Origin of the sequence: Fluviicola sp. (genome assembly GCF_039596355.1) — a bacterium.
Taxonomy (GTDB): Bacteria; Bacteroidota; Bacteroidia; order Flavobacteriales_D; family Crocinitomicaceae; genus Fluviicola.
The window spans coordinates 677,837-692,849 of the sequence record NZ_JBCNJW010000001.1; the positions used below are offsets into that span (position 1 = coordinate 677,837).

Annotated in this window: 7 protein-coding genes; 6 read left to right on the top strand and 1 reads right to left on the bottom strand. The window is 47.0% G+C overall.

The annotated features are described in order from the left end of the window. Positions 1 to 578 precede the first annotated feature (578 nt). Positions 579 to 7,358, top strand: coding sequence for a gliding motility-associated C-terminal domain-containing protein (locus tag ABDV94_RS02740; protein WP_343604557.1), 6,780 nt, complete (start codon positions 579 to 581; stop codon positions 7,356 to 7,358). A gap of 248 nt (positions 7,359 to 7,606) precedes the next feature. Beyond that, on the top strand, positions 7,607 to 8,632 hold the full coding sequence (locus ABDV94_RS02745; protein WP_343604558.1) for an NAD(P)-dependent alcohol dehydrogenase: 1,026 nt from the start codon (positions 7,607 to 7,609) through the stop codon (positions 8,630 to 8,632). A 240-nt stretch (positions 8,633 to 8,872) separates the two neighbouring features. Here the strand turns inward: ABDV94_RS02745 and ABDV94_RS02750 are convergent, their stop codons facing one another. Next, on the bottom strand, positions 8,873 to 9,790 hold the full coding sequence (locus tag ABDV94_RS02750) for a hypothetical protein (RefSeq protein ID WP_343604559.1): 918 nt from the start codon (positions 9,788 to 9,790) through the stop codon (positions 8,873 to 8,875). Positions 9,791 to 10,065: 275 nt separating this feature from the next. Here ABDV94_RS02750 and ABDV94_RS02755 point away from each other — a divergent pair, with 275 nt between their 5' ends. From ABDV94_RS02755 to ABDV94_RS02770, 4 genes are all read left to right on the top strand, one after another. After that, positions 10,066 to 11,463 (top strand): porin, encoded by a 1,398-nt coding sequence (locus tag ABDV94_RS02755; RefSeq protein WP_343604560.1) that lies wholly within the window; start codon positions 10,066 to 10,068, stop codon positions 11,461 to 11,463. Positions 11,464 to 11,497: 34 nt separating this feature from the next. Then, positions 11,498 to 12,811 (top strand): MFS transporter, encoded by a 1,314-nt coding sequence (locus ABDV94_RS02760; protein ID WP_343604562.1) that lies wholly within the window; start codon positions 11,498 to 11,500, stop codon positions 12,809 to 12,811. A 113-nt stretch (positions 12,812 to 12,924) separates the two neighbouring features. Beyond that, positions 12,925 to 13,608 carry a response regulator transcription factor gene (locus ABDV94_RS02765; RefSeq protein WP_343604564.1) on the top strand — a complete coding sequence of 228 codons (684 nt, stop codon included), beginning with the start codon at positions 12,925 to 12,927 and terminating at the stop codon, positions 13,606 to 13,608. Next, on the top strand, positions 13,605 to 14,900 hold the full coding sequence (locus ABDV94_RS02770) for a HAMP domain-containing sensor histidine kinase (RefSeq protein WP_343604565.1): 1,296 nt from the start codon (positions 13,605 to 13,607) through the stop codon (positions 14,898 to 14,900). Before ABDV94_RS02765 ends, ABDV94_RS02770 begins: the two co-directional genes overlap by 4 nt. The last annotated feature ends 113 nt before the right edge of the window (positions 14,901 to 15,013 follow it).

A 15,013-nucleotide genomic window follows, 5' to 3' on the forward strand; every position in this document is an offset into this window, starting at 1 on the left:
ACTATTGAAATCCTAATTGGGTTTTTGGAGCCCGGTCAGGAGACGTGGATTTCCATGTGGAAACAAAAAGATACCATTCAAACCAGGGACGTATTCCGCCTGTTAAAACGGTTTAATTAGTTGGTAATTTCTGTGTTTTCAGGCTTTTCAAGCTTTTGTTACTGAAAATGAATGCAGTACTTGTGGAAGTGTGTTTTTATTGGCGTAAAGATTTGTTGTGGATAAAATAATATTGTAATCCTAATTGCAAATTCTGGAACTTTGCTACTTTTGCTCTGAATTTAAATGTAGAATAAATTCAAGGAATGTTAAAAATTACGTGCATACATAGAGTTTATTAATTGATATATCACATAATTTTAAATAAAAAACTGATAATCAAATAGTTACATAAATTTAAAGATTTGCTGCGAAATGATTAGTTCAATCGATTCACTGAATTTCCTTCCAAAAAATTGGATTCTCAATTGTTAATATTCACCTGTAATGACCAAATGAAAATGAAAGTCCGGGAAATGTTCGGTGACCGTGATCAGGCTAAATCATTTTAGCGTCTTTAAAATAACTAATACACTGCGATGAAAACGAAAAAATTACCAACCATTTCGGACATGGGATATGTCCGGGGTGTTCTCTCTGTCGTTCTCTTGATGTTCTCGTGTTTTTCATTCGGACAACCTGGAAAGAGCGGAGCAGTTACCATTTCTGCCCTCAACACTGTAGTGAACTGTTACAGCCCTGTGACCAGCAATGTCAGCGCAGGAGCAACCTCCGTTACGGTTAATAATTCCGGGGGAAGCAACTGTAACTGGGAATGCGGTGATCTGGTGATGATTTACCAGGCACAGGGAGCTTCGATCAACACGGCGAACTCGGATGCTTACGGTACGATTACCGCCTACAACAGCGCCGGGTTGTACGAATTCAACTACGTTACCTTTGCCACGGGAAACACGGTGAATCTGCAGAATCCGCTGGCAAACAATTACCAGGCTGCCGGCCGCGTTCAGCTGATTAAAGTACCTTCTTACACGTCTTTAACCGTCAATGCCGGAGCGTCGATCGTTCCGATCCTGTGGCAGGACGGCGGTGGTTTTCGCAAAGGCGGGGTTGTTGCCATTCACTGTACAGGAACAGTTACCGTAAACGGAACAATCCAGGCCACTTCTTTCGGGTTCAGACCGGGAGCAACGGAACAAAATACGACCTCTGCCGGATCAGCAATCATGGCTTCCTTTATCTCAACAAGCTCATACGATGGAGCTGAAAAAGGAGAAAGCATTGCCGGATTCGGAACTGAATATACCAACGGACAATATAACAGAGGTGCACCTGCTAACGGCGGCGGCGGCGGAAACGGCCACAATGCCGGAGGTGGAGGTGGAGCCAATGGTTCCAACGGAGTTACCTGGAACGGCCAGGGGGTGATGTGTTCGACCTGTCCGGGAAGTGCCGCGTGGCTTTTGGATCCGTACGTCATTGCAAACGGAAACGCATTGACCACTTCATCCGGTGGTGGACGCGGTGGATACACTTATGGATCAAACAATCAGAATGCATTGACTGTTGCGCCAAGCAACACCAATTGGGGAGGTGACAACCGCGACCCGGTAGGCGGTTACGGAGGAAGACCCTTGACAATCGCGCCGGAAACCCGGATCTTTTTCGGTGGCGGTGGCGGTGCCGGAGATTCTAATAACGGATCGAACCTTCCGGGAGGAAGCGGTGGCGGAATCGTTTATATCATCGCACCGAACATTGCAGGATCGGGAAATATCCGTTCTGACGGAGGTGCTGCCGTGAACCAGATTGTAGACAACAACGCTGCAAACAACGATGCGCCTGCTGGCGGCGGCGGCGGCGGAACAATTATTATTAAAGGTGCGGTTGCCAATTCCCTGACATTAAGTACGATTGGAGGAAAAGGTGGTGATCAGCGCTACATTGTTAACGAAAGTGAAGGTCCCGGAGGAGGGGGTGGCGGTGGTTTTATCGCAATCACATCCGGTTCGCCTACGCAGAGCATTGCGGGAGGAATCAGCGGTACAACCTTGTCTACCTCACTGACAGAATTCGTAGAAAACGGTGCAACAAACGGTGGATCGGGACAGTTGGCCTCGATTCCGAATTCATTCATCAACTTTACGGTAACCGATATCACCGCAACGGTAAATACGCCGGTTTGCGTGGGGTCTGCACTGAATTTCACATCAACGGTTACTACGCCGGGAGGAACTTACCAGTGGTCAGGACCGAACGGATTTACGTCCACAAGTGCAAACCCGACGATTGCAAGTGCGGCAGTAGCTCACACGGGAACTTACCAGGTGATTTATACAACGCCCGGAGGATGTAAAGATACGTTTCAGCTTGCGGCGGTTGTGAACCCGAATCCGGTAATTAACCTGGCGGGAACCAACTTGTCTTGTGCAACTCCTTGTAACGGAAGCGTGGCCTTGAATTTTACGACAACGACTACAGCTCCGTATACGTATTTATGGAATAACGGCGCAACTACTCAGAATATTTCGGGCGTGTGTGCGGGAACGTATTCCGTTACCGTAACGGATGCCAATACCTGCACAGCAACTGCAAGTACGGCGATTACGGCTCCAGCGCCGCTCACGGCAACTGTTGCAGTAACCAATGCATTGTGTAACAATACCTGTAATGGGGCGATTACGGTAACTGCTTCGGGAGGAACTGCTGCTTATCAATACAGTCTGAACGGAGCTCCGAACCAGGCTTCCAATAGTTATTCCGCACTGTGCGACGGGGCATATACCGTACAGGTGCAGGATGCCAACAATTGTACGGTGACGGTAAACGCTTCGATTACGGAGCCGTCAGTCTTGAATGTTTCGCTGGTATCAACTGTGCCTTCAACCTGTGCCGTGAATAATGGTTCAGTGACGGTGAGTGCTTCGGGTGGAACTCCTTCCTATAACTATGCTTTAGGAGCTGTGAGCAATACAACGGGAACATTTACCGGTCTGGCATCCGGAACGTATAACGTAACGGCAACGGATGCAAACGGCTGTACCAAAACATTGGTTGTTTCGGTAACGTCGACAGTGGCTCCTACGGCTTCTATTGCCAGCCAGCAGCCGGTGAGCTGTTTCGGCGGGGTAAACGGATCGGCAATTATCGGGATGAACGGCGGAACAGCTCCGTATACGTTCTCACTGAACGGCGGGGCTTCACAGCCTTCCAACGTTTTCAATAACCTGGCGGCAGGATCTTACACAGCAACCGTAACGGATGCCAACGGTTGTGCGGCAACAGTTCCGTTGATTATCACACAACCCACTCAGCTCACTTATACAACAGCGATCACAAACGTTTCCTGCTTCGGACAATGCAACGGACAGGTTCAAATCACTCCTTCGGGAGGTACCGGGCCGTATGATTATTCGCACGATAACGGATTGACGTTTACATTGGCAAACCCGATCACAAACCTGTGTGCAGGAAACGTGGAATTGGTTGTCCGCGATTCAAAAGGATGTTTGACTAACTCGATGGTAACGGTGACACAACCGGCAGTGTTGTCAGCAACTTTTACCAAAGTAGATCCGGTGTGTAACGGCTCCTGTGACGGTTCGATTACACTGACTGCTACCGGCGGAACACCTGCTTACTCTTACAGTTTGAATAACGGAGCGAGTCAGGCCTCTAACGTGATTCCGAACGTGTGCGGCGGAACGCAGAACGTAAAAATCACAGATGCACATGGATGTATTACGCAGGTGAGTCCGGTATTGGTGGATCCGCCGGCAATCCAGATCAACATGGTTTCCATGACGGAATCAAACTGTGGATTCAACAACGGGGAATTGGTCGTAGACGCTGTGAGTCCGAACCCGCCGTTCAACTATTCCATCAATGCAGGAACGCTGCAACCAACCGGTACATTTACCAGCTTGTTTGCAGGTGCATACGATGTGCTGGCGGTAGATGCCCTGGGATGTGAAGCACATGTGTTTTTCGGGGTGAATGACGTTGAAATGGACGGAATTTTGATCACGCAAAGCGATCCGCTTTGCTACGGTTCATTTGACGGAACGGTGGAAGTGACAAACGTCAGTGGTGCTGCTCCAATTACCTTCGAACTGGATAACTCCGGGATCACACAATCTTCCGGATCCTTTACCGGCTTGAGTGTCGGAAGTCATATTGTGACGATCTATGATGGCGGTTACTGCGTGTTCACCATTCCGCTGACCATGTCTCAGCCTGATCCGATTGTCTTCAGCCCTGCGATGACGGATGTTGCCTGCTACGGAGCTTCTACCGGACAAATTGATTTGTCCAATACGATCGGGGGAACAGCACCGTATATGTATAGCATTGACGGAGGAAATAACCTCAGTCCGGGAGCTGTCTTCAACAACCTGTCTGTTGGTACGTATGACCTGATGGTGATGGATAACAACGGTTGTATGGAGTTCGGAACGGCAGAAATCAACCAAATGCTTCCGATTGAAATTTCGAATAATAAAGCAGATTTGACCTGTTTCCAGAATAATAGCGGGTTTATTCAGCTGGCTGCAACGGGAGGAAACTCCGGGTACCAGTTCTCTATTGACAACGGAACTACATTTGCTGCCGGAAGTTCTTTCTTTAACCTGAGCGCACAGACCTACAATGTGGTGGTACAAGATCAGGCGGGATGTTTGCAAGATACCACCATCACGTTAACGGAGCCCGCATTACTTGTCGCAGCCGTAAGCGCAACGGATGTATTGTGTAACGATGCCTGTGACGGAACCGTTACCGGAAGTGGAACAGGAGGAACACCTTCCTATATGTTCAGTGTGGACGGTGGAACGATTTTCAACGTATCGGGAAGTTTTACAGCCTTGTGTTCCGGGGGGTATGATTTGATCATCAAAGATTTGAATACCTGTGCCGATACCATCGGGACAACGATCGGTGCTCCGGCTCCGGTAACGCTGGCAGTGGCATTGACTCCTTCGACCTGTGGAAATGCAAACGGTGAAATCACGATGAACCTATCAGGTGGAATCCTGCCGTACAGCTACAGTATTGATAACGGTGCAACTTCCGGAACGAACAATGCATTTACGGGCCTTTTGGCAGACGATTATCCGCTGGAAGCGCAGGATGCAAACGGGTGTGTGGTCGATTCACTGGTCACCATCGCGGATTTGGCTTCGCCGGTTATTTCGGGAGTATATGTGACCGAACCAACTTGCTTTAGTTTGTGCGACGCTAGTGCGCATGTGAGTGCTGTAGGCGGAACGGGAACGTTGAGTTTCGAACTGAATGGGGTGACACAGGCAGACAGTTTGTTTAACGGTCTGTGTGCCGGAGTTTACGATGTAATTATCACCGATGCAAATACCTGTAAAGACACCCTGAATATCACGATCGATCAGCCGGACACGCTGATATTTACAAGTACTGCGGTGAATTTGACGTGTTTCCAAAACCAGTCGGGATCTGTGTCTGTAGCTGTTCAGGGTGGTACTGCGCCTTTTGAATATTCATTCGATAACGGAGTAAGTTTCGGGGTTGCCAATAGCGCCCAGGTATTATCGGCAGGGACTTACGATATCGTTGTCCGGGATCACAACAACTGTTCAGCAACAGGATCACAGGCGGTTACAGAGCCGGCTTTGCTGACCGCTTCTCTTACAACGACGGATCCGACTTGTTTTGGATTCTGTGATGGTACTGCTACTGCAGCTGTAACGGGAGGAACAACTGCGTATACATATCATTGGAGCGGAATTTCCGGAACATCGAATACTAACCCGAATTTGTGCCAGGGAACGTATACGTTCCAGGTGACGGATGCGAATAACTGTTCGTTCGATACAAGCTACGTGATTACCAATCCGGCAGAATTTGTGATTGATTCGGTTGTTCCTACGGATGTAAGTTGTAATACATTCTGCGATGGTGCAGCGGTAATTTATGCGCCGGGAGGTGTTTCGTACAGTTTTGATAACGGAGCTACTTTCGGAACTTCCGATACGCAGACGGGGCTTTGTGCCGGAGCATACCAGATTCGTGCGGTGAATGCAGCGGGGTGTGTGGCGGTTAGCTCTGTTGCGATCGAACAACCGCTTCCGCTTCAGTTGTTTTCAACACTCGACAGTTTGATGTGTACCGGGGATACGATTCCGCTTTATGCAGTGGCTTTCGGAGGAACAGCTCCGTATACCTATAACTGGAGTAACGGGTTTACAGGCCAGATGCAGGATGTGGTGCAAATGACCCCGGCGGTTTACACCGTTGCGGTTACCGATCAGAATGGGTGTACGACAGCTGCGCCGAATACAGTGAACCTGACCATGCTTCCGGTGCTGGCTTTCACATTGACGGGAGATACTTCTATTTGTAGTGGAAATAATATCCAGCTTCAGGTCAATGTAACAGACGGTGCTCCTGCATACAGCTATCAGTGGAGTACTTCCGTGAATGACACGTTGAATCACATAACGGTTACACCGACTACTCCTACGACCTACCAGGTGCGCATTTCGGATATTTGTGTAACGGTTGATACCAATGTAGCGGTGAATTTCTATACCGTTCCAACTGCTGAGTTCGTGACAAGTGCTTCAACGGGATGTAGTCCTCTGAATGTAACGTTCTCCAACAATTTGCAAGTGACGAATCTGCAGAACTGTACCTGGACTTTCTCCAACGGACAAGTGTTCACCGGATGTGGAAGTTTGAATGCAACCTTTGCCAATCCGGGATGTTACGATGTGACCTTTACGGGAAGTACAACGGATGGTTGTCCGGTAACGGGAACCTTCAATTCTGCGATATGTGTGTATGACAACCCGGTTGCGAATTTCACCTATTCCCCGAATTTACCGACTGAACTGGATAACATCATTCGATTCACGAACCAGTCTTACGGAGCTTCCAGTTACCAGTGGAATTTCGGAGGATTCGGAACGTCTTCGAGTGAAAACCCGAACCACACGTTCTATGGTGTGAACCCGGATCAATCGGTGACGGTTTGCCTGGTTGCCATTTCCGAATACGGTTGTATGGATTCTGTTTGTAAACCGATTAAGTTCTTCGGAGATTTGCTCGTTTGGGTACCGAATACCTTTACTCCTGACGGGGATGAATTCAACAATCAGTTCAAGCCGGTTTTCTCGAAAGATCGTCAGATTGATAATTACTCGCTGCTGATCTTTAACCGCTGGGGCGAATTGATTTTCGAATCACACGACCCGGAATTCGGATGGGATGGAACGTATCATACCGAATTTGTCCAGGACGGAACGTACACCTGGGTGATTGATATCAAAGACGGACTGAAGAGCAAAAGCGAGCGTTTTACCGGTCACGTGAATAAATTACAATAACAATATTTGAAACCTCGATAAGAAAAGCTGTCTGTGAAAACGGGCAGTTTTTTTGCATTCAGGGAGTGTGAAACAAAAGCCATGGCTTCCAAATCCCGGAACAAGGAAATCCTGGATTTGTTTTAAGCAGTCAAGCGAAACAGGAGAGAGCCGTTCTGACTTGTCGGGACAGTTTTTTAGGGACGATTTTTCTTTTTTATGCCGGCGGATTTCGGTAAATTAGAAACAAGCATTAAAAAAGAGCTATCATGAAAGCAGTACGATTTTTTGGACATAAAGATGTTCGTGTAACAACAGACCTGGAGATTCCGAAACCAACAGGAGACGAAGTACTTTTAAAAATCGGAGGTGCAGGTGTTTGCCATTCCGATTTACACATTATTGATGAGGGAATTATATCCGGAATCACGTTTACTCTGGGGCATGAAAATGCCGGATGGGTGGAAGAGACCGGGCCGGATGTGACTGGTTTCAAAAAAGGTGACGCCGTGTTGGTGTATGGCCCGTGGGGTTGCGGACATTGTAAACCGTGTCAGCATTCACAGGAGAATTACTGTGACCATCAGTCGGAGCAAGCACTCGGAGGAGGTCTTGGTGCGAACGGTGGTATGGCAGACTACATGCTGGTTCCTTCTTCCCGTTTACTGGTACCGATTCATGACCTCGATCCGGTTATCGCAGCACCGTTGACCGATGCGGCATTGACTCCTTACGCGGCCATTAAAACTTCGTTACATAAATTGATGCCGGATGAATATGTGGTTGTGATCGGAGTTGGAGGATTGGGACACGTTGCGTTACAAATTCTTTCGGCGATGACCGGAGCAACGATCATTGCTTGTGATATCACACCGGAACGACTCGAATTCGCTAAAAAGCTGGGAGCGAAGCACACTGTTAATTCAATGGATAAAGACGCTGCAGAACAAATTCGTGCCATTACCGGAATTAAGAAAGCGAAAGTGGTGATTGATTTCGTCGGAGCCTCGTCAACCATTGATCTGGGAACCAAAATCATCGGACTGGAAGGCGATTTGACCATTGTCGGCTTAGGCGGTGGAAAATACGAGTACAATATGAACGGCCTGCCTTTCGGGGTTCGACTGACGAATCCTTACTGGGGATCCCGCACCGAATTGATGGAAGTAGTCGGGCTTGCCAGACAAAAGAAAATCCACATTGAAATTGAAAAATACAGTCTGGATCAGGCGCTGGAAGTGTATGACAAATTGCGCAAAGGACAGATCAAGGGAAGAGCGGTACTGGTTCCGTGAAAAACCTGCCCGTTTGACGAAATAAGAAACCTTTGTGTCCTTCGCATCCCGGTTTGTTTTTTATTTAAACGCAAAGGAGCTGAGAACGCATACAGGTTTACTTACTGGTTATAGTTTAATGAGCGGAATCCATGTGGTTCAGTTATTCAATCCGCTATTTGGTTTACTCCATAGCCTGGAATTCATTAACTCTCATTCTGCGTTATCGGCGAAATTCGAGGGTAACATTCATGTGTTGATTTAGTTTTTCGTTTTTCCCACTTTGCATTTAAAACTGAATGCCTGCATATTCGTTTTGGAATCTTTCTGCTGATAGGAAATGCCGTCTTTCATGTTGGTAGAATCAAACCGCCAGCTGGCAATCGGATCGTGAATCACATCGTCTGTGTCTTTCAATGTGATGGTCACTTCGTCATTTTCTGAGATCAGGAACCGGAAAACCCGTGGTTTATCGGGGAAAGAGATGTAATAACTGTTTCCTTTGTGAATGTTTCCAACTTCCAGGTCGCCCATGATAATGGAAAAATCAAGATCCGGTGCATCCGTTCCGAAAACAGAATGATCCCAGGCCTGACCCTGCGCATTGAATGGTTTGATGACCAGTGAATCCAGCGAACATTCAAATACTTTACAGACTGGTTTCCGGAACGAAATATCCGGTGATTGAGAGCTTTGTTTGTAAACGGCATTGAACCCGTCTTTCCCGCTCAGATCGTATTTCACCCGGATGGATTGGGTTCCTTCAGGAAGTTTCAGGGCTGCGTATGGAATGAATTGAACAAAAGGATACACGATGTTTTTCAGGTCGTTTAACATCGGTTTACAGTCGAATTTAAACTCCAGGTATTCTTTCTTTTTCCCCGGGTGCTGATACCCGAAGGCGGGTTCGATCTGGGTCGTGTCGTGGTAGAAGGACATGACATAGGAGAATTTGCTTTGCCGGAGTGCAATCGCCATCAGGCTGTCAGTTCCATATTTTTTCCGGAGCACATTGAAATCGCAGGTATTTGAAATCCGGATCCCTTTGACCCCGTTGTTCACGTAATCGGTTTGGATCTCAATATTTTGTACCATGTTTTCCAAATCCTGGCCATAAAGCCGGCTGTTTGCCAGGAATACAAGAACTAGCGGCAACCAAAGGGTGTGCATACGTTTCATATCGTACAGGTTAAAAGAGTACTACTAAAGTAAAGAAACAAAGAAACGGGCTGCCAAACAGATTTATGACTTTTTTTAACGAAAGTTCCTTCTTTTTACGGGGTGAAAACCGGCATACAGTAGCGGATACACTGGTTTTCAGGTTTTAATCAGGTAAATTTCAAATAAAGCATAAGTTTTCTTCAAGAAATCTTCAAAGTTGTGTTGTTAGTTTGCTTTCACATTTATTTAACACTGGTTTTAAATAATGAAAACACATGCTTTATACTGAAACTATGAATCGAAAACAACTACTTCTTGCGATCCTTTTACTCTGTTCATGCAGTATTTCTGCACAGGATTCTACCGGTATTTCCAGGAAAGAAACATCGGGAGGGTATAACGGAATCCGGCTAAAACTGGATGAAAGCGGGCAAAGTTACCTGCGCATGAATATCTGGACGCAGTTTTGGCTGCGTACGATTGAAAATAACCCGGGAACGGCGGTTAATAAACACCCGGAAGACTGGACTCTGGATGCAGGGATGCGCCGGATGCGGATCCAAATTTTCGGACAGGTTTCCCCGCGCTTTTTGCTCATGTTGCAATTGGGGTCCAATAATCAGTCGTTTGCTTCGGGCGGTGGGAGTGGTTCCGGAGCTACCGGAACAGGAAAGCGGCCGCCGATTTACTTTCACGATGCTTATGGCCAGTTTATCCTTGCTCCGGAGGTCAACCCGGAAACCAAAAAAGCCAACCGGTATTCGCTTTCCATCGGGGCAGGGCTGCATTGCTGGAACGGTGTGAGCCGCCTGACCAATGCCAGTACCATTCATTTATTGACTGCAGACGCCCCGATTTTCAACTGGCCGACGATTGAAATGGCCGACCAGATTACGCGGATGTTCGGAGTATTTGCAAAAGGAAACCTGGGAAAACTTGGCTACCGTATCAGTGTCAACAAACCGTTTATGACCTCGCAAACGCCAGTTGTGGGAGGGCCTGCTGTGGATAATAATAGGGGAAATATTGCTTCGGTTAACGGGTATTTTTCATACCAGTTTCTGGATCGGGACGAAGTGACGACTCCATTCCTGAGTGCTTCTTATTATGGAAAGAAAAAAGTGCTGAATGTCGGTGCGGGAGTTTTATACAGCCCGAACAGTACGATGACACAACCGGTGGCAGGCGTTTTTGAAAGTCACAGCATGCTCTCACTCGGAGCAGATGTTTTTTGTGATCTTCCGGTCGGAAAAAAAGAAAAAGATATGACGTATACCTTGTATAGCGTGTTTTACTATTCCGATTTCGGGAAAGACTACCTGCGGACTACTGCTGTGATGAACCCGGGAATGATCGATACCACGTATACCGGAGTACGTGCCATGGAAGGAGTGGGGAATTCCCGTTTTTTATTGGGAACCGGTGAAATCTGGTATACACAAACCGCATGGATGCTCCCGAAATGGAGTTCCAAAGTCCGCTTCCAGCCATACGCGGCATATACCTGGAAAAAATTTATGGCCTTGAACCAGCCGGGGCAGTCTTACAACCTGGGCATCAACTTGCTGTTTGAAGGAAATCACGCGCGCATTTCACTCGATTACGGAAGTCGTCCGTTGTACTCTGCTTTGGACAAAAAAGTCTTTAAACGCGCAGGAGAGTTCCTGATTATGACGCAATTCTGGTTATGATAAACAATAAACCTTTTAATTTTGAAACTCAGCTATGAAAAAACAAGAAAAAATATCTGCTAAACGCCTCAAGGCAATTATCGGTGGTTCAATCGGAAACCTGGTGGAATGGTACGATTGGTATGCGTATTCTGCCTTTTCACTCTACTTTTCCAGTGCCTTTTTCCCGGAGAGCGATCCAACGGCACAATTACTCAACACTGCAGGGATTTTTGCGGTTGGTTTCCTGATGCGTCCGATTGGAGGCTGGTTCTTCGGAAGGATTGCAGATAAGTTTGGTAGAAAACAAGCCATGACCTTATCCGTTTTGTTAATGTCATTGGGGTCTCTGCTGATCGCACTCACACCATCCTACAAATTGATTGGCGTAATGGCCCCTGTCTTTTTGTTGGTAGCAAGGCTTTTACAAGGGTTGAGTGTAGGAGGAGAATACGGTGTTTCAGCGACTTACCTGAGTGAAATGGCTACCGAAAACCGCCGTGGTTTTTACTCCAGTTTTCAATATGTAACGCTAGTAGGAGGGCAGTTAACGGCGTTGGGAATCCAGTTGATTTTACAGAAGCTGTTGCTGACCGAAGAACAATTGCATGATTGGGGATGGCGGATTCCTTTTGTGATCGGTGCATTGCTGGCGGTGATTGCATTGTATTTGCGCCGGAACCTTCATGAAACGGATGCATTTGAAGCCCAGAAAGAGAAAGTAGAATCTAAAAAAGGAACGATCCGGGAACTTTTGAAGCATCCGAAAGCGGTTTTAACCGTGGTCGGTTTAACCCTGGGCGGAACGCTTGCTTTCTATACCTATACCAATTACATGCAGAAATTCCTGGTGAACACTGTTCACCTGACCAAAGGGGAATCGACCTTTATTTCATTCCTGAGTTTGTTGATTTTCGTTTGCCTGCAGCCACTGTTCGGAGCTTTGTCTGACCGCATCGGGCGTAAACCGCTGCTCATCGGTTTCGGTGTATTCGGGAGTATTTTGACGGTTCCGTTATTGACTGCATTGAGTCATACCGAATCACAGGTGATCGCTTTCTTCCTGTTAATGGCGGGATTGATTGTTGTGAGCGGTTACACCAGCATCAACGCCATTGTGAAAGCGGAATTGTTTCCGGCGGAAGTACGTGCTCTTGGAGTTGGTTTGCCGTATGCGTTAACAGTTGCGTTGTTTGGAGGAACTGCCGAATACGTAGCGCTTTGGTTCAAGGATATTGGTCATGAAACGTATTTTTACTGGTATGTTACGGGGTGTATCTCCATTTCGTTGCTGGTGTATTTCTTTATGAAAGATACCAAACAAACTTCGCTGATCAATGCCGAACTTCCGGATAGCCCGCAGGATTAGTTGTCCGGCGGGAACCAGAAAGAGGTTCATTCCTGCAGTTTTCGGGAAAGTATCGGAAGAAAATGAGGGTTTGAGTCATGTAAAATAGTACATTTAAGGGTTAACAGATACGTATGAAATTCCTGCTAGTTGAAGATCACGCAGACCTTGCCAAGAGTATTACGAGTTACCTCGGGAAGGAAAACTATATCTGTGAATGGGTCAACAGTTTTGATGCAGCGAGGGAAAAACTCTCGCTGTATTCTTATGACTGTATCTTGCTGGATATCATGCTGCCGGACGGGGATGGAATTGATTTGCTGAAACTCATTCAAAAGAAGGAAATCGACAGCAGTATCATCATTATTTCAGCTCAAAATTCACTGGACTTCAAGGTGAAAGGCCTGGATGAAGGTGCGGATGATTTTATTACCAAACCTTTTCCTTTACCGGAATTGCATTCCCGCATCAAAGCAGTCATGCGGAGAAAGAGTCCCGAAAAGAATAAATTCATCGTTTTTGAAGAGATCACCGTCGATTTGCTTGCCCAGGAATGCCTGGTGAACGGGAAAAAGATCAATCTTACCCGGAAAGAATTTAACCTGTTGCTCTTTTTTTTGAATAACCAGAACCGCATGCTGTCGCGCCAGGCCATTGCCACGCACCTGTGGGGAGATTATACGGATAACCTGGACAGCGTGGATTTTGTGTACCAGCATTTGAAAAACCTCCGCAAGAAAATTGTCGATGCCGGTGGGAAAGACTATGTCAGCACGGTGTATGGTTTTGGATATAAATGGAATGATTCGGGGAAATGAAATTAAGTCACCGCTATACCAGGGCTTATGCAATCATTACTTTTTTCGTCCTTTCAATAGGCTTTACACTGGTCTATGTGGTTGTAAAGCGTGGTACGACTCAATCGGCGATCGGAAAATTGACTCATGTCAATCAAATCATTGCGGGGGAAATTGCTGAAGGCCGTTCCTACCGGAAACGGGTGAGCGGGAACAACAGCGAGGTCCACATACTTGCAGAGCGGGACAGTGCGCTGGTGGGAAATCAGACGGTGCATGAGCGGTACGAATGGGATGCCGGATTGCAGACGAAGATGGATCGTATTGCAGTAAGTACCGTTTACCGGATCAGGGGCAAGTTATACCGGATTCAAAGTTCTACTTCGATCATTGTAACGGACAACGAATATTTTACCGGAATCCTGCTGACGTTTTCCTGGGTTTTTGTCTTCCTGATGGCCATTGTGATCCTTTTAAGTGAGGTTTTGTCGAGTTACTTGTTGCGGCCATTTAACAAAGCACTAGAGGAAATGGGGGATTTCCGGATTGAAAAACCCGGTTCCGTTGAATTAAAGGATTCCAAAACCGATGAGTTCAAAAAACTGAACTTCCTCCTGGAACACATGATGTCGAGCGCCAGGAAGGATTATTCACTGCTGAAAGAGTTTACGGAGAATACTTCGCATGAATTGCAGACGCCGCTGGCAGTGATCAAGGCGCGCATCGAATCATTGCTGGAAACGGAATTGAATGAAAATCAATATGCCTTGTTATCCGGTATGCTGGATGAACTGGAACGGCTTTCAGCGATCAACCAGGCCCTGATCGTACTGGCAAAACTGGAATATCATGATCCGACACAGAGCGGGCAGACCAATATCAGTGAGTTGGTACAGGAAGTTGTTCAGGGCTATAAAGATGCCATCGCGATGCGTAAACTGGAATTACACACCGTTATTGAACCAGGCCTGGTAATGCAGATCGACTCACCTCTTTTTCAGCTGGTTTTGAAAAACCTCCTGAGCAATGCTTCCAGGCATAACAGGGACCAGGGAGCGATTGAAATCCGGCTGTCGCAGGAAGAACTGCTGATCCGAAACACCGGTTATCCGCCGCAGGTTCCTACGGAGGAATTGTTCGGGCGGTTTAAAAAGGGAAATACTTCCGTCAATTCGATCGGGATCGGCTTGGCAATCGTGAAAAAAATCTGCGAGCGCTACCAGTTCCCGATTCAGTACGTGTACCGGGAAGGCTGGCATGAGATCCGGATCGCGTTCGAACCAGGCAGCGACCAGGCGGTTATAGAGGGATAGCACCGGGGATTTAACCAATCTGAATGGAAGCAATCATTGTTTTACACCATCTAATACGCATTCGAGAAAAAGAAAAATCCAACCTTTTAAGGGGGAGCTCGTCTACGAAATGT

Excerpts from the sequence above, each read along its gene's own strand:
- ABDV94_RS02740 (WP_343604557.1), top strand. The coding sequence starts at position 579 with ATGAAAACGAAAAAATTACCAACCATTTCGGACATGGGATATGTCCGG.
- ABDV94_RS02770 (WP_343604565.1), top strand. The coding sequence starts at position 13,605 with ATGAAATTAAGTCACCGCTATACCAGGGCTTATGCAATCATTACTTTT.
- ABDV94_RS02755 (WP_343604560.1), top strand. The coding sequence starts at position 10,066 with ATGAATCGAAAACAACTACTTCTTGCGATCCTTTTACTCTGTTCATGC.
- ABDV94_RS02750 (WP_343604559.1), bottom strand. The coding sequence starts at position 9,790 with ATGAAACGTATGCACACCCTTTGGTTGCCGCTAGTTCTTGTATTCCTG.
- ABDV94_RS02765 (WP_343604564.1), top strand. The coding sequence starts at position 12,925 with ATGAAATTCCTGCTAGTTGAAGATCACGCAGACCTTGCCAAGAGTATT.
- ABDV94_RS02760 (WP_343604562.1), top strand. The coding sequence starts at position 11,498 with ATGAAAAAACAAGAAAAAATATCTGCTAAACGCCTCAAGGCAATTATC.
- ABDV94_RS02745 (WP_343604558.1), top strand. The coding sequence starts at position 7,607 with ATGAAAGCAGTACGATTTTTTGGACATAAAGATGTTCGTGTAACAACA.